At 60.7% G+C, this 21,235-nt stretch carries 24 protein-coding genes; 16 read left to right on the top strand and 8 right to left on the bottom strand.

Annotation, left to right across the window (positions count from 1 at the left end; translation table 11 throughout):
• Positions 1–55 precede the first annotated feature (55 nt).
• Positions 56–457 (bottom strand): hypothetical protein, encoded by a 402-nt coding sequence (locus PQQ53_RS24285; protein ID WP_408326871.1) that lies wholly within the window; start codon positions 455–457, stop codon positions 56–58.
• A 236-nt stretch (positions 458–693) separates the two neighbouring features.
• Positions 694–1,617 (bottom strand): LysR family transcriptional regulator, encoded by a 924-nt coding sequence (locus PQQ53_RS24290; RefSeq protein ID WP_408145356.1) that lies wholly within the window; start codon positions 1,615–1,617, stop codon positions 694–696.
• Positions 1,618–1,794: 177 nt separating this feature from the next.
• On the opposite strand from PQQ53_RS24290, the gene catA reads away from it, so the two are divergent.
• The 5 genes from catA to benD all read left to right on the top strand — a co-directional run bounded on the left by catA (position 1,795) and on the right by benD (position 6,523).
• Positions 1,795–2,730, top strand: a complete 936-nt coding sequence (catA, locus tag PQQ53_RS24295; RefSeq protein WP_408155479.1) for a catechol 1,2-dioxygenase — start codon at positions 1,795–1,797, stop codon at positions 2,728–2,730.
• Between the two features lie 114 nt (positions 2,731–2,844).
• Positions 2,845–4,203, top strand: coding sequence for a Rieske 2Fe-2S domain-containing protein (locus tag PQQ53_RS24300; RefSeq protein WP_408326745.1), 1,359 nt, complete (start codon positions 2,845–2,847; stop codon positions 4,201–4,203).
• Positions 4,200–4,688 (top strand): benzoate 1,2-dioxygenase small subunit, encoded by a 489-nt coding sequence (gene benB, locus PQQ53_RS24305; protein ID WP_408155431.1) that lies wholly within the window; start codon positions 4,200–4,202, stop codon positions 4,686–4,688. Before PQQ53_RS24300 ends, benB begins: the two co-directional genes overlap by 4 nt.
• Before the next feature lie 39 nt (positions 4,689–4,727).
• Positions 4,728–5,750 (top strand): benzoate 1,2-dioxygenase electron transfer component BenC, encoded by a 1,023-nt coding sequence (gene benC, locus PQQ53_RS24310; protein ID WP_408326748.1) that lies wholly within the window; start codon positions 4,728–4,730, stop codon positions 5,748–5,750.
• On the top strand, positions 5,747–6,523 hold the full coding sequence (gene benD, locus PQQ53_RS24315; protein WP_408145360.1) for a benzoate diol dehydrogenase BenD: 777 nt from the start codon (positions 5,747–5,749) through the stop codon (positions 6,521–6,523). The genes benC and benD overlap by 4 nt, the downstream gene beginning before the upstream one ends.
• A 38-nt stretch (positions 6,524–6,561) precedes the next feature.
• On the opposite strand, the gene PQQ53_RS24320 is transcribed toward benD, so the two are convergent.
• A complete protein-coding gene (locus tag PQQ53_RS24320) occupies positions 6,562–6,993 on the bottom strand; it encodes a YybH family protein (protein WP_408155425.1) in 432 nt (143 codons plus the stop codon).
• Between the two features lie 770 nt (positions 6,994–7,763).
• Between PQQ53_RS24320 and treA the strand changes: the two genes are divergently transcribed.
• A complete protein-coding gene (gene treA / locus PQQ53_RS24325; RefSeq protein WP_408326750.1) occupies positions 7,764–9,491 on the top strand; it encodes an alpha,alpha-trehalase TreA in 1,728 nt (575 codons plus the stop codon).
• Between the two features lie 76 nt (positions 9,492–9,567).
• On the opposite strand, the gene PQQ53_RS24330 is transcribed toward treA, so the two are convergent.
• On the bottom strand, positions 9,568–10,113 hold the full coding sequence (locus PQQ53_RS24330; RefSeq protein ID WP_408145366.1) for an Ohr family peroxiredoxin: 546 nt from the start codon (positions 10,111–10,113) through the stop codon (positions 9,568–9,570).
• Between the two features lie 399 nt (positions 10,114–10,512).
• On the opposite strand from PQQ53_RS24330, the gene PQQ53_RS24335 reads away from it, so the two are divergent.
• Entirely contained in the window at positions 10,513–10,665 is a 153-nt protein-coding gene (locus tag PQQ53_RS24335; RefSeq protein WP_408145368.1) for a hypothetical protein, read from the top strand.
• Between the two features lie 130 nt (positions 10,666–10,795).
• Entirely contained in the window at positions 10,796–11,194 is a 399-nt protein-coding gene (locus tag PQQ53_RS24340) for an RcnB family protein (RefSeq protein WP_408145370.1), read from the top strand.
• 193 nt (positions 11,195–11,387) lie between these two features.
• On the opposite strand, the gene PQQ53_RS24345 is transcribed toward PQQ53_RS24340, so the two are convergent.
• The gene (locus tag PQQ53_RS24345) at positions 11,388–12,884 is read right to left on the bottom strand and encodes an MmgE/PrpD family protein (protein WP_408145372.1); all 1,497 of its coding nucleotides are present in this window, start codon (positions 12,882–12,884) and stop codon (positions 11,388–11,390) included.
• Positions 12,885–13,259: 375 nt separating this feature from the next.
• The gene (locus PQQ53_RS24350) at positions 13,260–14,009 is read right to left on the bottom strand and encodes an SDR family oxidoreductase (RefSeq protein ID WP_408145374.1); all 750 of its coding nucleotides are present in this window, start codon (positions 14,007–14,009) and stop codon (positions 13,260–13,262) included.
• A 98-nt stretch (positions 14,010–14,107) separates the two neighbouring features.
• On the opposite strand from PQQ53_RS24350, the gene PQQ53_RS24355 reads away from it, so the two are divergent.
• Positions 14,108–15,019: an AraC family transcriptional regulator gene (locus PQQ53_RS24355; RefSeq protein WP_408326753.1), complete on the top strand. Its 912-nt coding sequence runs from the start codon at positions 14,108–14,110 to the stop codon at positions 15,017–15,019.
• Between the two features lie 90 nt (positions 15,020–15,109).
• On the opposite strand, the gene PQQ53_RS24360 is transcribed toward PQQ53_RS24355, so the two are convergent.
• On the bottom strand, positions 15,110–15,823 hold the full coding sequence (locus PQQ53_RS24360; RefSeq protein ID WP_408326755.1) for a hypothetical protein: 714 nt from the start codon (positions 15,821–15,823) through the stop codon (positions 15,110–15,112).
• Between the two features lie 367 nt (positions 15,824–16,190).
• Between PQQ53_RS24360 and phaP the strand changes: the two genes are divergently transcribed.
• The 4 genes from phaP to PQQ53_RS24380 all read left to right on the top strand — a co-directional run bounded on the left by phaP (position 16,191) and on the right by PQQ53_RS24380 (position 17,765).
• On the top strand, positions 16,191–16,739 hold the full coding sequence (phaP, locus tag PQQ53_RS24365) for a TIGR01841 family phasin (protein WP_408326758.1): 549 nt from the start codon (positions 16,191–16,193) through the stop codon (positions 16,737–16,739).
• Between the two features lie 219 nt (positions 16,740–16,958).
• A complete protein-coding gene (locus PQQ53_RS24370) occupies positions 16,959–17,117 on the top strand; it encodes a hypothetical protein (protein WP_408145382.1) in 159 nt (52 codons plus the stop codon).
• 44 nt (positions 17,118–17,161) lie between these two features.
• A complete protein-coding gene (locus PQQ53_RS24375; RefSeq protein ID WP_408145384.1) occupies positions 17,162–17,485 on the top strand; it encodes a hypothetical protein in 324 nt (107 codons plus the stop codon).
• Complete coding sequence (locus PQQ53_RS24380; RefSeq protein WP_408145385.1) at positions 17,478–17,765, top strand: hypothetical protein; 288 nt, start codon at positions 17,478–17,480, stop codon at positions 17,763–17,765. Before PQQ53_RS24375 ends, PQQ53_RS24380 begins: the two co-directional genes overlap by 8 nt.
• 226 nt (positions 17,766–17,991) lie before the next feature.
• Here PQQ53_RS24380 and PQQ53_RS24385 read toward each other — a convergent pair whose 3' ends face one another.
• Complete coding sequence (locus tag PQQ53_RS24385) at positions 17,992–18,741, bottom strand: M91 family zinc metallopeptidase (protein WP_408326761.1); 750 nt, start codon at positions 18,739–18,741, stop codon at positions 17,992–17,994.
• Between the two features lie 186 nt (positions 18,742–18,927).
• On the opposite strand from PQQ53_RS24385, the gene PQQ53_RS24390 reads away from it, so the two are divergent.
• The 3 genes from PQQ53_RS24390 (at position 18,928) to tssB (ending at position 21,219) form a co-directional block, all read left to right on the top strand.
• The gene (locus PQQ53_RS24390) at positions 18,928–19,443 is read left to right on the top strand and encodes a DUF3455 domain-containing protein (protein WP_408326874.1); all 516 of its coding nucleotides are present in this window, start codon (positions 18,928–18,930) and stop codon (positions 19,441–19,443) included.
• A gap of 94 nt (positions 19,444–19,537) precedes the next feature.
• Positions 19,538–20,638, top strand: coding sequence for a type VI secretion system protein TssA (tssA, locus tag PQQ53_RS24395; RefSeq protein WP_408326764.1), 1,101 nt, complete (start codon positions 19,538–19,540; stop codon positions 20,636–20,638).
• A 20-nt stretch (positions 20,639–20,658) separates the two neighbouring features.
• Positions 20,659–21,219: a type VI secretion system contractile sheath small subunit gene (tssB, locus tag PQQ53_RS24400; protein WP_408145394.1), complete on the top strand. Its 561-nt coding sequence runs from the start codon at positions 20,659–20,661 to the stop codon at positions 21,217–21,219.
• The last annotated feature ends 16 nt before the right edge of the window (positions 21,220–21,235 follow it).

The raw sequence follows: 21,235 nt of genomic DNA on the forward strand, positions 1-21,235 counted from the left end.
GCACCATACCGCTTCGTGGTTGCCGTCAGCTCTATGGTGGGTGCCGTGAGGGCACTCACTCCTCGCATTTCACGTCCTTCTTCGACACAACGATAATCGCCGGGTATGTCCCCTGGTCGAGTTCCACGCGCGCGACCACGGCCATCGTCGTGCTGTCGATATCGTCGTACACGCTAACTCGTTCACGCCGCAGGTTCGTCATGCCGACACAGCCAGACGCGCGCCCCTCGTCGGATATCTGGCATTGAATCGGATGGTCTGCCAGGTAGCGATATCTGTCTCTGTCGGGCGTCGCGAGGTATTCGCGAAAGCTCTGTGCGGTTCCACCGATACCCGTGACATACCCAATGGCGCACTGCTGTTTGGGCGTATCGGTGTCCCCGGACGTGTCGGCGTTCGCGGTCGCGCTTCTGGCTGCGATGACCACCGCGAGTGTCGATGCAAGCAGGTATTTCATGGCGCAAATCACATTTGTCGGATCGAAGTGCTGGATTGTAATGGCATCCACTGCGATCGGTGCGCCTCGCGCTCAGATCGCCAGCAATTCCCCTGCATGCAGGTGCTGATTGGCTGCGCCAAACCGGAGGCCGCAGGCCTGGGTGAAGTAACCCGTCGTATCCGCGCCTTCCACGGGCAATTGGAGCGATTCTGTGCCGACACTCGCTATGGTGAAGCTATACGAAGCCGTACGCACTATCGGCCCCGATCCGTACGGGGCGCAAAGGATATCTTCTGCTCTTCATACAGACGGTATATGAGTTCGAGCATTTCCCGAATGTCTCGCGACTCGTCGAGCGCACGCATACTCATGATGATCGGAGAGACCAGAGTCGGGTCATCCAGTTCCTTGTAGCTCACATCGTCCCGCTTCAGGCCGTAGACGCTACTCGGAACGATGGAAATACCTTCCCCCGCCGCGACGAGGCCGAGCGCAATCTGCAGTTCCCGGACTTCATAGATCCGGCGAGGTTTGAGTGCCCGGTCCTGAAATGCCGCCAGTACCTGGTCGGCATAGCTCGGGCGCGGCGACTTCGGAAAAATAATCAGAGTCTCGTTGACCAGGTCACGAAGCGCGACGACCGGTTTGGCAATCGAAAGTGGATGGCCGTCCGGGAAGGCGACAATCATCTTCTCTTCGCGAAGAATCACCCGGCGGATGTTGGTGTCCTCGAGTCGAATGCGGCCAAAGCCGACATCGATCCGGCCGTCCTTCAGCGCTCTGATCTGATCCATCGTCGACATCTCGTGCAGGCTGAGTTCGACGGTCGTGTTCTCGTCGCGAAAGCGCCGGATAATTTTCGGCAGCATCCCGTACAACGTTGAACCCACGAATCCAATCGAAAGACTTCGTTCAATGTTGCCGACCCGCCTCGTCATCGATTCGAGCTCCGCGGTCTGAGACAGCAGTTGCGCGGCATGAGAATAAAAGAACTTACCCGTTTCCGTCAGTTTCAGCGGGCGCGAGTTGCGCTCCAGGAGCTGCACGCCCAGCGATTCTTCGAGTTGCTGTATCTGACGGCTCAGAGGCGGCTGGGCGATGTTCAGCCGTTGCGCCGCGCGTGTGAAGTTGCGTTCTTCGGCCACCGCGACGAAGTAACGAAGATGCCGCAGTTCCATTTCGATACCTCCTGGATATAGACCGATACCAAATCAGTGTTGGACGAGGCTTTCCGGCGTCCATTATCCTGCATTCACACTCTGTTTCAGCAAGCGATTATACCTTTCAAACATAAACCGGTCGGTGCCGAATCGAGGGTTAACCCCCGCCAAAAATACAGAGATTCAGGAGCAGACATGAGCGTTAAAGTGTTCGATACGAAGGAGGTGCAGGACCTGCTGAGGGCCGCTGCCAACCTCGGAAGCCAGGACGGTGACGCACGCGCCAAACAGATCGTCCAGCGCCTGCTAGGCGACCTCTTCAAGGCCATCGACGACCTCGATATGACCCCTGATGAAATCTGGGCCGGCGTCCACTACTTCAACAAGCTTGGTCAGGATGGCGAAGCAGCGCTGCTTGCCGCCGGTCTCGGTCTGGAGAAATATCTCGACATTCGCATGGATGCAGCGGACAAGGCGGCCGAAATCACGGGCGGCACGCCGCGCACCATCGAAGGCCCTCTGTATGTCGCCGGTGCGCCGGTGCGCGATGGCGTATCGAAGATCGACATCAATCCCGACGGCGATGCAGGCCCGCTGGTTATCCGCGGCACGGTCACCGGTTCAGACGGCGAGGCCGTTGCCGGTGCGATGGTCGAGTGCTGGCACGCCAACTCGAAAGGCTTCTATTCGCACTTCGACCCGACTGGTGCGCAGTCCGCATTCAACCTGCGTGGCGCGGTCAGCACGGGTGCCGACGGCAAGTACGAATTCCGCACGCTCATGCCGGTGGGCTACGGCTGTCCTCCGCAGGGCGCGACTCAACAGCTGCTGGACGTGCTCGCCCGGCATGGCAACCGTCCGGCGCATGTGCACTTCTTCGTGACCTCCGGCAAGCACCGCAAGCTGACGACGCAAATCAATATCGAGGGCGACCCCCTGATTTGGGACGACTTCGCCTACGCAACTCGCGAGGATCTGATTCCGCACGTTGTCGACAAGACCGGCGGCGCGGCGTTGGGCATGAAGGCCGACGCGTACAAGGAAATCGAGTTCAACATCCAGTTGACGCCGCTGGTTCAGGGCAAGGACAACCAGGTCGTGCATCGCCTGCGCGCATCGGTTACGGCGTAACCGCTCGACGCGGCGGCTGAGTCGCACCACTGCTGCCGCTCAATCCTCCGCAAGAATCCTTTCGACACCGAAGCGCGTGCTCCATTGCCTGGAGCACGTGTAGGGAGAGCTCACATGTCCGTCATTATCGACAAAGCCACGCAGCTGGATGAACTGCTTCATACCGCCGTCCAGGACGACAGGCAGAACGGTGTATTCCGTTGCCGCCGCGATATCTTCACGAACGCCGATTTGTTCGATCTCGAGATGAAGCACATCTTCGAGAGCAATTGGGTCTATCTCGCGCATGAAAGCCAGATTCCCAATAACAACGATTACTACACGACGTGGATCGGCCGCCAGCCCATCGTGATAACCCGCGACAAAACCGGCGAACTTCACGCGGTCATCAACGCCTGTGCGCATAAGGGTGCGATGCTGTGCCGGAAAAAGCACGGCAACAAAGGCACTTTCACGTGCCCGTTCCACGGCTGGAGCTTCGCCAACACCGGCAAGCTGTTGAAAGTGAAGGACGTGAAGACCACCGAATACCCGGTGCAATTCAATACCAACGGTTCGCACGACCTGAAGAAAGTCGCTCGTTTCCAGAGCTATCGAGGCTTCCTGTTCGGCAGTCTCAACGCGGACGTGATGCCGCTGGAGGACTATCTTGGCGAGACCAGAATCATCATCGACCAGATCGCCGACCAGGCCCCGGACGGGCTGGAAGTATTGCGCGGCAACTCTTCGTATATCTACGACGGCAACTGGAAGATGCAGATGGAGAACGGTTGCGACGGCTACCACGTCAGCACCGTTCACTGGAACTATGCCGCCACGATGGACCGTCGCAAGGTCGACGGCACCAAGGCGGTGGATGCGAATGGCTGGAGCAAGTCGGTAGCCGGCGTATACGGGTTCGACCACGGCCACATTCTGCTGTGGACCAACACGATGAACCCGGAAGTGCGGCCGGTCTATCAATACCGCGACGAAATCAAGGCGCGCGTCGGCGAAGTGAAGGCGGACTTTATCGTCAATCAGACTCGAAACCTGTGCCTTTATCCCAACGTGTTTCTGATGGATCAGTTCAGTACCCAGATTCGCGTCGTGCGCCCGATCAGCGTGGACAAGACCGAAGTCAGCATTTTCTGCTTTGCCCCGAAAGGTGAGAGCGCAGCCGACCGCGCGACCCGCATCCGTCAATACGAAGATTTCTTCAACGTCTCGGGAATGGGCACTGCCGACGATCTCGAAGAGTTCCGCGCTTGCCAGGCGGGTTATGCCGGCACCACTGCGCTATGGAACGACCTGTCGCGCGGGGCGCCGTTGTGGGTCGAAGGCCCCGACGCGAATGCGAAAAGTATGGGGCTCAAGCCGCGTATCTCGGGTGAGCGCAGCGAAGACGAAGGCCTGTTTGTGTGTCAGCACGAATACTGGGTGCACGTGATGCGCGACGCGCTGAAAAAGGAACAAGGGGAGGCACTGGCATGAGCTTCGATTACCAGAAAATCTGCGCGGTGCTGTTCCGCGAAGCCCGCCTGCTCGATGACCGTCAGTGGGACGCATGGCTTGCCTGCTATGCCGAAGACGTTACCTACTGGATGCCCGCGTGGGATGACGACGACCAGCTCACCGACGACCACGAGAGTCAGATTTCGCTGATGTATTACGCGGACCGTGGCGGCCTGGAAGACCGTGTGTTCCGCATCAAGACCGAACGCAGCGGCGCTTCGATGCCTGAACCCCGGACCAGTCACAACGTGACCAATGTGGAAGTGCTGGCCGAGCGCGAGAACGAAGTGGACGTGCGCTACAACTTCAACACGCTCAGTCATCGCTACAAAACCACTGACCAGTTCTTCGGCACCATGTTCGTGACGCTGAGAAAGGCCGACGATGAACTGCTGATTTCCTATAAGCGAATCGTGCTTAAGGACGACTACATCCGCCAGGTGCTCGACGTTTATCACGTTTGAGACCCGGCACAGGCGGAAACTGGAAGTGGAGGAGGCAAGATGTCCAGCTACAACATTGCACTGAATTTCGAAGACGGCGTGACCCGTTTCGTGACCTGCAAGGCGGGCGAGAAGGTACTCGATGCTGCCTTTCGCGCGAAGATCAATCTGCCGATGGATTGCTCCGACGGCGTGTGCGGCACCTGCAAGTGCCGCGCCGAAAGCGGAAGCTACGACCTGGGCGACGACTACATCGACGACGCGCTGAGCGAGGATGAGAAGGAGAGCGGCCTCGTATTGACCTGCCAGATGGTGCCGCAAAGCGATTGTGTGATTGCGGTGCCGGCCTCTTCCACAACGTGCAAGACCGGGCAGAGCAAGTTCGCCGCGACCGTATCGAAGATCGAACCGCACAACGACGCGGCCGTCGTGCTCGAACTGGACGTGGACGCGGCGGCACCGGTATTCTTGCCGGGTCAGTACATGAACATCGATGTGCCAGGCAGCGGGCAGCATCGCTCGTATTCGTTTTCATCGGCGCCGGGCGAATCGAAAGTCAGTTTTCTGATCAAGAGAATCACCGGTGGAGTGATGAGCACCTGGCTCGATTCCGCCCAGCCAGGCCACAAGCTGGAGCTGACCGGCCCCCTCGGCAGCTTCTATTTGCGTGCGGTGGAGCGGCCCTTGCTGTTTCTTGCGGGCGGCACGGGCCTGGCACCATTCCTGTCGATGCTGGAAATGCTGGCGCGCACCCATTCGCAGCAGACGGTCCACCTGATTTACGGTGTGACACGAGAGCTCGATCTGGTGCAGGTCGATGCAATCGAAGCGTACATGACGAAGTTGCCGAACTTCACCTATGCCACCGTCGTGGCCGAAGCGGATTCGAACCACCCCCGCAAGGGTTGGGTCATGCAGCACATGCCGCCTGGAGCCTTGAATGACGGTGATGTCGACGTGTACCTGTGCGGGCCGCCACCCATGGTCGATGCCGTGCGCAAGCACTTCGACGATAACGGCGTGAAACCCAACAGCTTCCACTACGAGAAGTTCACTCCCAACGCCGCACCGAGGATCGCATGAACACGCAACGATTCGCCGGCAAGGTCATGGTCGTCACCGGCGCGGCGCAGGGCATCGGCCGCGCAGTGGCGCTGCGTGCAGCCGCCGAGGGCGCCAGGGTGCTGTTCGTCGACCGCGCCGAGTTCGTCGCCGAGGTTGCGGCCGAAGCAGGCGGTGCGGACACGGCAGGCTTCGTCGCCGACCTCGAGACCTACGAAGGCGCGGCAGCGGCGATGGCCTTTGCGGCGAGCCGGTTTGGCGGCATCGATATCCTGGTCAACGGCGTGGGTGGCGCCATTCGCATGCGTCCGTTCGCCGAGTTCGAGCCGGCGCAGATCGACGCGGAAATCCGGCGCTCTCTGATGCCTACGCTGTACGCGTGCCATGCCGTGCTGCCGCACTTGCTCGAGCGTGGTGGGGGCACCATCGTCAACGTTTCCTCGAATGCCACGCGAGGCATCCGCCGCGTACCGTATTCGGCGGCCAAGGGCGGTGTCAATGCGATGACGCAGTCGCTGGCAATGGAGTACGCCGGGCACAACATCCGCGTGGTCGCCACAGCACCAGGCGGCACCGATGCGCCGCCGCGACGCGTCCCACGCAATATCGCCGGCGACAGCGAGCAGGAAAAAGCGTGGATGGGCGACGCGGTGAAGCAGGTCACCGACTCGACGTTTCTCAAGCGCTACGGCAGCATTGAAGAACAGGTCGCGCCGATTCTGTTCCTTGCGTCGGACGAGGCCAGCTATATCACGGGCTCGGTGTTGCCGGTGGCAGGCGGGGATACCGGCTGAATTCGACGCAAAGCCTGGCGAGGCGAGGGGGGCACGCTTTACCCACGCTTGAAAATAACGCTCGTCGTACCGGGCTCGATCGGCGACGAAGTGTGCTGGTGGACAATCTTCCACCCATCGCCGGTCTGCCTGAGCGTCATGGTCAACCGATTGTCCATCGAGCGCAGTTCCACGCCTTCGGCCGTCACGGCTTTGAATTTCACGAAGGCGTGAACAAAGGCGAGATCCTGGCCCACAGTCGCTTGCACGTCGCTGAAATCGACGATAACGCGTTCTGTACCCAGCGAGCCGAACCAGCCCGTTGTCATTTCCCGTAAGGACGTGATGCCCTTGCATGACCACGCAGCCCACATATCGAACAGCACCACATCCCGGTCGTACAGCGCTTCGAACCGGTCGACATCTTTTGCGAAGACCGCGGCCTGGTAGTCGGACAGGACCTGCAGAATCGGATCGGCGAGTTTGTCCACGGTGTTGCCTCCGGAATGGGATTGCGATGGCGGCCGGAGCTCAGGGAAAACGGCAACGCCAGGCTCCTGACGAGTTGTTTTGCCAAACAACGACGTTTGAGAAGCCCTGGAATCGACACCGGCCCAAAAAAATCTGCGCGCCTGGCGCTGCCTTGCCGGCATCCCGCTATCCGGCTACCGATAGTTCACGAAGTTGATGATGTCATTGAGAAACCACGGCAGGATCAATTGCGTATCGGAATAGCTGGTGCCGACGCTGAGCCTCGGTGGCCTCGATGTGGAGTCGTAAGGCACTGCTCCGTTGGGTCCGTGCAGGATGTAGCTATCCGTGTCAGCCGGATTTGTGCGAGCGCTCTGATCATTCGTGGGCGACGATGTCGACGTGCAGCCAGCAGCGAGAAAGACGAGGACCGTGGCGAAGCAAAGGGCTTTCATGCTGGTTGGAACTCCCGCAACGTTTTACTTTGAAAATATGGCCGACTACCCAGACGCGGCGTCGCTCTTCAAACCGATACCGGTTCGCCCAATAAACCACGGGCGACAGGCAACCGGCTTGCGCATCCGAGCCTACACGTTACCTTAATTCACCGCCGTCCACGGCGGCCAGCCTCCGCGCATTGGAATTGCTGCACCGCAGTTGATCCGATCTCCCCGCGCATGCGATGCTTCCGATGCTCTTGATCCGGCAGTAGCGTGCCGGCGATGCATGCCGCATACAGACGGCATCGCGCGACGAGACCAGTGCAATGCCCATCTACCCAGGAGGCGACATGAGCATCCAGTCACAGTCTCGTACCGTTGCGGCGTCAGCGAATGACGCGCGATTCCTCGACCCGTCGTTGCAAACCACCGCATGGCGGCTTGCTGCGCACCTTTCGCGCGGTCGACACCGCATCACGCAGCAGCGCTCGCTGACCGCACTCAGCGTGGCATGCATCGCAAGTCTCGCGTTCGCGTCGGCGAGTTGCCTTGCCGATACCCAGGTTGGCGCAGCGTTGCCACCCGCACCGGACATCCTGTACGGCGATCTGTTCGTCGCCGTGCAGACCGCGCAGATCTTCAGCGACCAGAAGACCTTCGTGGATTCGACGCCGAAAGAGAATCCCGCGACGATCGTGCAGCTATACGAAGCACAGAAGGGCCAGCCTGGTTTTTCGCTGCTCGCCTTCGTGAACCAGTATTTCACGCCGCCACCTGATCAGAGCATCACGCCGCCGCCCAACCAGAGTCTGCGCGAGCACATCGACTGGCTATGGTCCGGTCTCACGCGCACGACAACGACCGCGCCCGACTACAGTTCGCTGATCCCGCTGCCCAAGCCCTACGTCGTGCCGGGCGGCCGCTTTCGCGAGGGCTATTACTGGGACACCTATTTCACGATGCTCGGCCTGCAGGAATCGGGACACGAAGATCTGGTCGACAACATGCTCGATAACTTCGCGTACATGATCGACACGTTCGGCCATATTCCGAACGGCAATCGCACGTACTACCTGAGCCGCTCGCAACCGCCGTTCTATTCGTACATGGTGGAACTTGCCGCGCAGAAGGAAGGCAACAAGGTCTATCAGAAGTATCTTCCTGCGCTGCGCAAGGAGTACGCGTACTGGATGCAGGGGGCATCCAGCACCGCGCGCGGCAGTGCGACGCGTAACGTCGTCGTGTTGCGCGACGGCACGGTGCTGAATCGCTACTGGGACGAACTCGACACGCCGCGCAACGAGTCCTATATCGAAGACGTGCAGACCGCGCAGCAGGCCAGTGGACGCCCGGCAAACGAGGTCTACCGCGATCTGCGCGCCACTGCCGAAAGCGGCTGGGATTTCAGCTCGCGCTGGTTCGGCGACAACCAGAACCTGTCGACCGTGCGCACCACGTCGATCATTCCGGTCGATCTGAACAGCCTGCTGTTCCATCTTGAGACGACGATCGTGCGCGGCTGCACTCTCAACCGAGATTTCGCCTGCGTCGCGCAGTTCGCCGGCTACGCGGCGCGGCGTGCGGAGGGCATCAACCGTTATCTGTGGAACGACAAAGGCTACTACGGCGACTACGACTGGCAACTCGGCAAGATTCGCGACAATCAGACGCCCGCCATGCTTTATCCGTTGATGGCGGCCGTCGCGTGGCCTGATCGCGCGTGGAAAACCGCGCGGACAATGCAAAGCGTGTTGCTCAAAGAGGGCGGTCTGACGACGTCGACCTATAACACGACGCAGCAATGGGACGCGCCGAACGGCTGGGCGCCGTTGCATTGGATCGCGATCCAGGGCCTCAAGCGCTATGGACGCGCCGATCTGGCAAAGCCGATCGGCACGCGCTTTCTCGCGGACGTCGAAAATGTCTACAAGACGCAGCAGAAACTCGTCGAGAAGTATGTCGTCGAAGGGGCGGGAGAGGGCGGGGGCGGCGGCGGGGAGTATCCGCTGCAGGACGGCTTTGGCTGGACCAACGGTGTAACGCTGATGCTGCTCGATATGTATGGCAATGGGCAGTGATGGATGGCGCCGCTACCACTCTAAAGACGCTTCATAACCGGATTCAGCCCATGTAAATGGGCTGGATTCGATCCTGTCATGCGCAGGAGCGCGTGGATCCAGCCTCGACGCCATCCAGTGCGGGTGGATCGACGTACAGCGCGACCACATTGACCATTCCTTGTCTCGCCATCTTGGCGTACGGACAGACGCGCTCGGTGCTGCGCACGAGCTGCTCGGCGATAGCCCGGTCCACACCGGGCAAGTGAATCCGGATGTCGGCTGTCAGCATGTACATCCCGTCTACCGGGTCGCGTCCGAACGTCACGGAAGCGTCGACGGCCGCGTTGACGAGCGGAATGTCGTTTCTGGCGGCAATCAGCGTCAACGCGCCGTGGAAACAGGCTGCATAGCCGGCGGCGATCAGTTGCTCGGGATTGGTGCCGCCACCCGGGCCGCCCAGGGCTTCCGGCAAGCGCAGGTTGAGATCGAGATTGCCATCGTCTGAACGGACGATTCCGGACGCTCTGCCGTGTTTGGCCTCACCACCCGTCACCCGTACGGTGCCGGTGTAGAGCCCCTGGAAGTCCGGCCCGTGATATTTATCGAGCACGGTCAAAGGCGGAGGCGTGAGATTGTCCATGGTGTTGATCCGGTGGTGCTTTGAATCTGTTCAGACGCGGCAGCGCAGGGGTGAGCCTGTCGCCCGCCAGCGTGCGACTCGCGCACGCCACACGCCAGTGACGCATACGCGAATCGTAGGCGTGTCCCGTCGGACGCGGAAGCCCCGGTAGGAACGCATGGTGTTGCCTTTCAGGAAACAATCAACCCCGCGAGCCTGCTCGTCCCGGATTGCGAACGATTTTGCCCTTATACGAAGATGACACGGCAGGGTATTGGCCACGTCGTCAAGCTTGTGTAGCAGGACGATGCCGACAAAGATCACGCCGCGTGCGTGAACTATCCACGAACGTGCAAGGCGTTCCGCGCGACCGCACGGGCGGTGCCGTACTGCGAGTGCGTAATGAAATGGAAGTGTGACATGGCACAAGGAACATCCGATGCGCCGTTCATCCCGATCGGCGCATCTGGAGCGATCTTTGCCGCTTCGATCACCGCGGCACATCGTTTCTGGATAGACGGCCAATCGCTCGCGATTGGCCGTCGGGAACGTTTCGTGCCATCATTCCTCTGACTTTCTTCGAAAGCCGCCGAAGGCCGGCCACCTCGCGCAGCCGGCCGATGATGACCCACCACAGGTGTCTCGAACCCTGGTCATCATCGAATTCCAGACTGTCATTCCAACCACTTCTTGAGATGCAGCCATGAAAACAACCTCCGTCGCGAAGCTTTTGATCGCTTCTCTGCTCGGTACGTCATTCGCCGTTTTCGCTCAACCTCACGATGACAACCATCACGGTGGTCCATCCTCTCAAGGCAAGCACGGCGGCCATGGGGGACACCCCCAATCACATGGTCACGGACCTGCGCCGCACGACGCTGACTCGCGGCGTCCGGGCGGGCCGGTGCCCCATGCCGACTGGCACAAGGGTGAACGGCTTCCGGCGGAATATCGTAACCGCAACTACGTGGTCGACGACTGGCACGGCCACGGCTTGCAAGCGCCGCCGCGCGGGTATCAATGGGTCGGGGTGAACGGGGACTATGTGCTCGCCGCGATTGCCACCGGCGTGATTGCAAACGTTCTGCTTTCCAGTCACTAGCCGATTGAATCAGTGTCGACAGCTCGCGAGTTGTCGGCATCGAGGGGCGGCATTTTTGGCAGGCACGGCGCTTCGTAATGCTACGAGCTTGCCTCAGCCTATGTCTGGCAAGAAATGACGCGGTGTGATCGGACCTCCTGTCGCCCGAAAGGCCGCCGATCGGATTCGACGCCGATAGCGGCCACTCACCAGCCTAACGCGGCAACGCCGCCAGCGCGATCTCCGCTGCGCTGTCCAGTTGTTCGACATGCCAGCACTTGTCGATCAGCGCACGAGTCTGCTCCGGCGAAAGAATCCCATCGGCGAGATCGGAGAATTTCTTTTCGAGCTGCTGATCGCTCATCGGCACTTCGGTGCTGCCAATCGCATGCTGGATGAATTTATGCAGCTTGCGGCCGTCTTCGAGCGTGATCGTCATGTCCACCTGTTCCGGCTTGATCGCCGGATCGATGGTGGCATTCACCTTGTCGCGCAGGGCGACCGTCATCGGGTCGCGCACTTTCGCATCGCTAAACTGTTTCTCGCCCGCCGCTCCGTCGATCACCGCGATGGCCACCGCGTGATAGATGCTGAACTTGCCTTCGAGCCCGATCTGCGGCGTCTTCTTACCGGTCAGTTCGATGACGAGAGGATGCACGCGAAGCTCGATTGAGCGGATCTGATCGGCCTTGAGATGATATTGATTGCGCAACTGAATCGCCGCGTCGATCGCGGGGTGAATGACGATGCCGCAAGCAAACGGTTTATAAGTGTTGAGCGTCGACTCGTAATGAGAGCCCAGGCCTTCGGTGATTTCGCGGTAGTCCTGTTTGGTGCTGATGGTATTGGCCCAACCGCGTTTCGCTTCGATCATGCCGTCCGAACTCGTATAGTCCTGAGCGGCCAGCAACGCGGCGAAGATGCCGTTCGCAGCCGCGCGTCCCGGGTTGAAGCTCTTGTTCATCGAGCCGAACGATTCACGCAGACCGACCGGCTGCGACGCGGCCAGACCCAATGCCCACACCATTTGCTGAACGCTCAGCCCCATCAGTTTGCCGGTTGCCGCCGCCGAGCCGAACACGCCGCATGTGCCGGTGATGTGCCAGCCGACATCATAGTGATTCGGATAGACGGCATTGCCGATGCGCAATTCCGTTTCCACACCCAGCACGAGCGCGTTCAGAAAATCTTTGCCCGACACCGGATGGTATTGCGAGAACGCCAGAATGGCGGACACGACGGGGCCCGCCGGGTGAATGATCGTCTTCAGATGCGTATCGTCGTAATCGAAGATATGACTGCTCACACCGTTGATGAATGCCGCGTTCATGATGTCGAAGCGCTCGGTGCGGCCCAGCAGGTTCGCTTGCGGCGGTCCCGAGAAGGGCGTGAGGGCGGCGACCGCGCGATTCACCGTCTCGTCGTGCGAGCCGCCGACAGCGACGCCGACCCAGTTCATCAAGGTCCGCACGCCTTCCTTGCGCACCGGTGCGGGCAGGTCCTGATAAGCCGTTCTGGTGATGAACTCCGCGAGGATGCGCGTGACTTTCGGCGGACGTGCGCTGGTGCCGCCCGCGCTGCTGGCGGACGCCGGTGCGGAAGCCGCGGCGGCGTCGGACGATTGGGCGAACACACTCGCGCTGGCCGTGGCCGATGCCAAAGCACCCGCGGCACTGGTCTTCAGAAAATGACGCCGATCGATAGCGGCCATGTTTTTGTCTCCTTCAGGTTTGATGTTCGATATGGTCGATACGGCGGCGAGGCGAGCGGCTGTTGCCTGCGCGGATGACGGCGCAGGCCGCGTGCCGTCGCCTGACGGGACGTTCGAAATGGCGTTGGGCGGGTCCTTACGATTTCGTGTCGAACGGTTTAGTGTCGACACATTCTGCGCCGCACTCACGCAGAGCGCCAAATTGTATGAGATGAATTACCAGATGTATACACTTCGGACGTGGGCACGATGCGGTGCTTGTCCGGGAGGGGAGTTTGAAACCGGCGACGTTGCCACCGGCATGGTGCGGAGGTTCTAACTGTCGTCGCCGTGAAATCGCCGTCACGGCGACGATCTATCTCAACGGCTGCGCGCTCAGTTCGCCGCAGCATTCGCCCACGCGATGGCGTCGGCGCCAGCGGCGATGCGCGACGGGCAGGATGGATCGTTCGCTGCACGCCACACTGCTTCCGCCACATCGAGCGAATGCGTCACAGCGGATTCCTGCTGCCAGTGGGCGAAGACTCGCTGCGCCAGCTCCGCATACGCGTCGGGAAAGCCGTTCTGCATCCGCGACTGCGCGTTCTCGCCGAAGCGGGTCTCCGGCGCGCGGCCCGGCAGGACCACACGCACGAGGACATTGAATGGCTCGAGTTCGAGCGCAAGCGATTCGGAGAATGCGTTGACCGCCGCCTTGCTGGCGGTGTACACGGAAAGCAGATGGAGCGGCCGCAACGTCACACTCGACGTGACGTTCACGACGACGCCGGCCTTTCGTTCCCGAAACTGAGGCAGGACCGCCTGGGTCATCGCTATCGTCCCGAGCGTGTTCGTTTCGAAGACCTCGCGCGCGATGTCCATCGACGTGCCTTCGAGCGCGTTGAGCACACCAACGCCCGCGTTGTTGACGAGGACGTCGATCGGCCCGGCCGCAGCCACGGCCTCGCGAATGCTTTCCTTATCCGTTACGTCGAGCGCGAGCACATGCAGACGCTCCGAGCGCGGCAGAACGTCCTCGCGCGGCGTGCGCATCGTGGCGATGACGCGCCAGTCGCGATCGAGGAAATAGCGGGCGGTTTCGAGGCCGAATCCGGATGAGCATCCGGTGATCAGAACGGTTTTCATGGGGACTCCGTGGGTGGATTGCGATGGCAACACGATATGTCGCCATTGCCGGACTTGCTACAATCAGGCGTCCAGTTTTCATTAGAGAGAGTCCGGCTATGGTCGACCCACTCGCGGAAGTCGTCACGCTGCTGCAACCGGTCGCCACGTTCTCGAAGGTGGTCGGCGGGGCGGGGCGCTGGCGGGTTCGCCGCTCCGAAGCCGGTCAGCCGTTCTACTGTGTGATCCTCGACGGTTCGTGCCGCCTCGTCGCGAACGGGCGCGAGCCGATCATCCTCCAGGCAGACGACTTCGTTCTGATTCCGGAGGTGTACGACTTCACGATGTCGAGCCTCGAACCTCCCGGACCCGACGACCTCGACACCTTGCCTGTCGCGTTGCCCGGCGGCGGATTCGGCATCGGCGAGCAGGGCGCGCCAGCCGATGTGCAACTGCTGGTGGGGCACTGCGCTTTCGGCTCGCCGGACGCGGCCATGCTGGTATCACTTCTTCCCGAACTCGTGCATATTCGCGGCGAACGCAGACTGGCCACCCTCGTGAAGCTCGTCAGAGAAGAGTCGCGCGAGCAGCGGCCCGCGCGGGACGTCGTCCTTGCACACCTGCTGGAGGTTCTGTTTATCGAGGCGCTCCGGTCAACCGGAACGGCAGCGTCGCCCGGCCTCGTGCGCGGACTGACCGACGCACGCCTCGCGCTCGCATTGCGCCAGATGCACGGGAGTCCTGATAAAGCGTGGACGGTTGCGCAACTGGCGAAGGCTGCAGCCCTTTCCCGCTCGGCATTTTTCGAGCGCTTCAGCAGCGCAGTGGGCGTCGGTCCGATGGAGTACCTGCTGTCGTGGCGCATGGCGTTGGCCAAGAAACTGCTGCGTCGGAAAGAAGGGGGCGTCGCGCAAGTTGCGGAACGCGTCGGCTACAGTTCGGCGAGCGCGTTCAGCGTCGCATTTACGCGCCATGTCGGGCAGCCGCCGACCCGGTATGCGCAGGAACAGCGGGCAATGCAAGGCTCGTGATGCGGACGGGAAAGATGGCTATTGGAAGGTGACCCGCGGTTTCGCGTCGCCGTCACGCCGCCAATCGAACCTGGCGCCCGAAAAGTGGCTTCAGTCGACCGGACGCCAACCACCGGATTCCGGACACACTACGACCTGCTCGCCATTCAGCAAGACCTGTTCTTCATCCGGCTGCGACGAGGTGGAAGGCGCGACATCGAAGACGACCTTCAGTGCTTGCGCGACACGGGCATCTTCAATGGGAAGCTCCCAGGTCAGGAAGATCTGCACATGATCCTGATCCGGCGGGAATTCGGCTGCATTGAATCCACTGCTGCCGCGCTGAATGACCCCATGAGGCTGCGCGGTATCGAATAGCACAATCGTTCCGCGGGTCAGAGGAATGCGACGGCCGAGAGAGGAAAAGTGCAGGTCGAGCCCCTTGTCCTCGCTCAGGAAAAGATTGCAGAAGGCCGCCCCGCCATATTGCGCTCCGTCATGGTGATATCGCGCGCCGCGGCAGGCCATCAGGGCCACGTCACTCGAGCCGAGTATCTCGGGCAGGCCAAGCGCGCGCGTCCAGTCGGACGCTGCCTGCACGCAGCGTGCGTATTCCGGCCAACGCATGCGCGCTCGCGCCAAAGGCATGACCTCGACGTCTCCAGGTTCCAGAGCCAGGCGCGACGCGATCTCCCGTTGCCAATCCGCCAGCAGACGGGGAGGGGGAACAGGAATATCGACCGTGCCGGACGGCATGAGGTTACTGACGCTGCGACTGCGAATGGCGTGGTCGCTCCAGAAATAGGACGTCAGCGTGTCGCGCATTCGATGTGAGGGGAAGAAATGAGGTTCATCCGACGCATTGTAACGACTGCCGAAAGCCGCTTTGGCGTGGATTATCTGATGAAGTCCTTTGAACGCATTGAGTCACCTCGCCGCCGACATGTCAGCTGTCTTCTTACCTCTGACAAATTCACCGGCCATAAACGGATTGAAAAGCGAGGGTAATCACCTGGAAAAGAGCACTGCAACTACTCATTTAACAAAGTTAGAATGAAACATCTAATGCTGCAATGCGGAATGCGTCGGGCCACGCACGCCGCCGGCCTCGAGCATTCGCCAGGTCAAGTTGCGGCAGATTTTCTTGCCCTCTTCCTGAGCCAATTAATACGTATGACTAAAGGAGTGAGCAATGTACTTTTTGACCAACCCACAAATAGACGGGATGCAACACGATAGCGTTGCCGCGGCGTTTTCGTTGGCGCAGCGAGCATTCCAGTGTTTTGAAGAACTCGTCGAGCTGAATCAGCAGATGGTTAAGACGACGCTTGCCGAGAACCAGAAGGCCTGGCTGATGGCGGTGTCGGGTCAGGCACCCGTCGAACTTTGGTCTCATCAGACCCATGCTGCGCGCTCGCTCGCCGAAAAAGCGCGCTCTTATAACCACCAGTTGCTTGGACTGGCGACCCATACACACGCCGAGTGGATGAAATTCACCAAGGCGCGCTTCGAGCAGCACAACGGCAAACTGCAAGCGCTTGTCGGCGGCGTCGCGAGCCGCGCGCCTGCCGGTTCCGATGCTGCCGTCACGATATTGAAGTCGACGGCTTCCAGTGCGGGTGCCGCTTACGACACGGTGTTGAAAGCCACCGCGCAAGCCATCGCAATGGCGCAGCGTAATCAACTGACGGCCGCTGCCCCGGACTCTGAACAGTCCCGCGATCACGCTGGCGCTGACTAGCCGGGCACTGCAGGGCCATTCAAACGTTTTTCAAAGAAGCAGGACGGATCGGACGATCCGGGCCGGCATGGCATCGCATTTCCTGTTGGTTTGTCCGGGGACCGGATTGAACAGCGTATGAGTGCGATGTCTTGTCCGTTCATTGACCCTGACGTTGCCAGGGCACACCCGTAATCAGAATCGCGTGAATCACGCGGTTTCTTTTCAGACGAGGTTGCAATGATCGAACGATGGATGGGATTGACGATCGGGGTTTCCGCACTGCTGATCGCAATACCGCTGGTAATCAGCCATTATCGCCGCGAACACCGTCGTGGGCAGCTTCTTCGAAATCTCAATCACGTCGACTGGTGGTATCGCACGCGCGGACCGAAATAGACGCGAAACAACGCATTCAAGAAAACGAGTAGTTCGGGAGTGTAATGGGATTTGACGCCTCTTGTAAAAGTGATCTGTTGCATATCGAAGCGATAGTGGTTGCGCTCGAAAGGATAACGACCAGCGGCGACTCGATTGCGTCGACAACGCTGATCAACGAGCCGGGCTATTGGCGTCAGCGTATCGAGACGCTACTCGGCCGACACGATATTTCGCGAGCCGATCGGGACCATGCCCAGGTGTTGCTGAAAAGACTGCGCGGCATTGGCAAGCTGCCGCCGGAGAGCCAACGGAGCGAACAACGGAACGAGGATCGCGAAGATCGAAAAGATGTGGTCTGGCAAACGCAAGGGGATCGGCATGAATAGTAGGCAGCTCGAAAGAGAGCTTAAATTACCGGCGATCCGTGCTGCGGATTGCCATCGTCTGGTGGTGCGCGCACGCGTCCAGGGGATACGCGTCGCGGCGATCTGGCAGGTCTTGCTGCCGTTTTCGCGCAACGTCGAGCACGTGGATATCAAAACGTTTCCGGATAGCGGCTTCGAGGAAGTCGAGATCGCGCTCGTTCAAACACGACGTGAATTGCTGGATTCAATCGTCACGCGGTTTAACGGTATGTCGTGGGTGATGAGCACGAGACTTTGTTAGGGATGTCGAGACTCCATTGCGTCGCAAAACGCGACGCGATGAAGAACGAGTCTCTTCTGACTCGCCTTCGCATTTTTCCTGTGGGTGAGACGCGAGCCTCGCGTCCGTTGAAGCTTCAGGTGGCGCAAGCGACCTGCCTGAGCCAGCGTATCCCACGCAAGCTGGGCGCCCTGCGCCATGCGCGCCGAACGCAGCGTCCGCTCGCGTACATACCCCACCATCCCGCTCAGCTTGTCGTAGCTCCCGACTGAATACCCGAATAGCGCGTACGAGGCGCAATGCCATGGTCGGCTCTGATCGCGTTTTCCGTGATCGCGTTGCCTTGAGAAAGGCGAAGGCCGGTCACGTCGCGCTCGTCGTCCTCGACCATGACAGGGGTGTCACCCCGCAGATTGCGCAGCGCGTGGATGAGCTCATGCGCGAGACCGATGAATGGTGGCCGGTGCCCATCCGGTGTGCTGAATTGATTGGGATTCCAGCGGATCGACGACGGCGATCCAACGTCGCCGTCGAGAAAGCTCAGTTGAGGGTCCAACCACTCCGCGGCATCGAACGGCTCAGGTACGACTGGGGATGAATTCCCCGCGGCTCGTCGAGCGATCTGCCTGTTTCCGCGCGCACGATCGATATTCGACGCGGTCGTGGCGTTGCCGCGCAGATAGATCCGCTTGCCAAACGACGGCCCTCGCGATAGTGACAACCCGGTGCTATCCCCGGAAGGAAGAATCGCCACTTTATAGGGCAGGGACGTGTGAACCAGCACCCCGGCCATGACGATTGCGTCCATGAGTCTGCGGCCATTCGTGCCGCTCGCGATTTTTCCCAATGCCTCTAGCGTTGCCGCGACGAACGATTGCGGCTGCCGTGGATACCTGCCGATCATGACGCCGCCGTATGGGGTCGGCGTCCATTGCACCTCGTTTCGTGGCTCCGGCGTCGGCTGATTGAAGATCGATGGAATCGTGATGACTGGCATGAACTGATGTCGTTCCGGTGAGCAGGTTCTTCCATAACAGTCATTGAAAGCGTTTTATTCCATGCCGCAACAGCTGCTCTCACTTCCCGGATGAGATGGAATAGATCCGGCTGGCTGGATGTTGTGATGGCACAGCGCGCGTTCCTGACCCGCTTCGCGTTGCACCGCCGTCCATCCACAGGAGACATGATGTCAACGTCTTTCTTGATTTCGACCGTACTGGCCGCCGGCAGTGGAATCGTCCTCGCCGGTTGCGTCGCGCCGGTTACCGCCGATACCCACTCCATCGAGCCACCCAGCGCCACGCGCGTGATGGCTGCAACGGCATCGGGCGTACAGATCTACTCGTGTGAATTCGACGCGCAGAGACACCTCGGATGGGTATTCCGCAATCCGCAGGCGACGCTCTATGACGCGAACGGCGTCGCCATCATTCAGCATGGCGCGGGTCCGTCATGGGAAGCAGATGACGGCAGCCGGATCGTCGGGCATGCGATCGCGCAGAAGCCAAGCGAGACGCCCGGTAGCGTACCTCAACTGCTATTGGCGACTCACAGTACCGGCGGGCCGGGCGCGCTGTCGTCAATCACCTACGTGCAACGGGTGGACACAGTTGGCGGCGCGATGCCGGCACGTCCGTGTTCAGTCGAACATCAAACGGGCAGTTCCGCGTACTTTGCGCGCTACGTGTTCTATCGATAAGCGCCAAAAAAACGCATTGCGTGCGGAAGCTTCCCGGCGGAACAGCGCACACAAATGACTGGAATAAATCGACGTGCCGAATGTTTTGTTCAACATGAAAGAACTTGATCTGCAATCCGAACCGACCGACGCCCGGCTTGCCGAAACCGACGGCATAGCGGTGGTATTCACCGATCATCCCGACTGGAGCAAGTGGCTCGACGGTCTCGCCGAGGCGTCTCCCTGTGGCGACGACCTCGAATACGATCCGTCGTTCCGCGCGCTCGAAGCGGCGGCACGTGGCCGTCCGGAAGCTGAGTACGGCGCGATCCTCGTACCCGCCGTGCCGCCCGACTGGAAGGCCGCGGACGCGTTGTGCGTCGACCTGTTAGCCCGCACACGCGATCTACGCGTGGTCGTGTACCTGATTCGCGCGCGGGTCGCCGTCGAAGGCGTCGTGGCGCTTGCGGACGGCCTTGCGCTCGTCCTTGCCCTGCTCGACACGCAGTGGACGCATGTGCATCCGCAACTCGACGCGGACGACGCGGACGATCCGACCGCGCGCATCAACGCACTGGCCGCGCTTGCAGATAACGCGGGGCTCGTCGAGCAGATTCTGAATGCGCCGCTCGTGCCGCAACTGCACTCGGCAAGTACAGGGGTCACGTTGAGACGCTGGCTCGCCGTTAGCGATGAGCCAGCCGCAGCCGAAGCGAATGACGCCGCGACGCTGGCGGAGATCGACGCATCGGTGGCCGCGGCTGCGGATCGGGCCGCGTTCCTGTCGCGCTCATTTCGTGCCGCATCGGCGCACGCAGAGCGCATCGAAGCCACGCTCGTCGAGCGCGTCGGGCTCGGCCGCTCTCTCGATCTCACGGTCTTGCGCACGCCTTTGCGGCGCGCGCAGGCATTGCTCGACGCCTGTCTCGACCGGCAAGGCTTCGGCGGCGCGCGCTCACAGGACGCAGTCGAGATGGGTGCAGCGCCGCTGATCCCCACTTCGGTATCGACCCGCTCGGACGTGATCGCGACGCTCGACCGCTTGTGCGACTACTACGCGCGTCATGAGCCGTCGAGCCCGGTGCCGTTACTGCTCGGCCGCGCGAAAGGACTCGTCGACAAAACCTTTGTCGATCTGATCAGGGAGCTTGCACCCGAAGGGCTCGCTCAATTGACCAACGTAATTGGAGCCGCCGGCGTGGCGTCGTCCGACTAACCGAACGGAGAAACAGCAAGATGGCCAGAGAGAACAGTCAGAAGTTCATCGCGCGAAATCGCGCACCGCGCGTTCAGATCGAATACGACGTCGAAGTGTACGGCGCGGAAAAGAAAGTGAGTCTGCCTTTCGTGATGGGAGTGCTCTCGGATCTGTCGGGGCAACCGGCGGAGCCGCTGCCGCCGGTCGCGGAGCGCAAGTTTCTCGAGATCGATATCGACAACTTCGACGAACGTCTTCGCTCGATGAAGCCGCGCGTCGCGATGCAGGTCGAGAACACGCTGACCGGCGAAGGAAAGATGGGCGTCGATATCACGTTCGAAAGCATCGACGATTTCTCGCCCGCCGCGATCGCAAGAAACGTTGCGCCGCTCGCGAGGCTGCTCGAAGCGCGCAGCCAGTTGCAGAACCTGCTCACGTATATGGACGGCAAGACGGACGCCGAACAGCTGGTCGGCAGATTGCTCGACGATCCGGCATTGCTCGACGCCATCGCCGGTGGCGCCGAAGTGAGCAAGGAGCAGGGCAACACGCCGGTCGACAAACCGGACGCGAGCCCGCGAGCCGCGCCGAAAGCCTGAGCGCCAGCCCTTCGTT

This window comes from Paraburkholderia strydomiana (assembly GCF_046030495.1).
GTDB lineage: Bacteria > Pseudomonadota > Gammaproteobacteria > Burkholderiales > Burkholderiaceae > Paraburkholderia > Paraburkholderia strydomiana_A.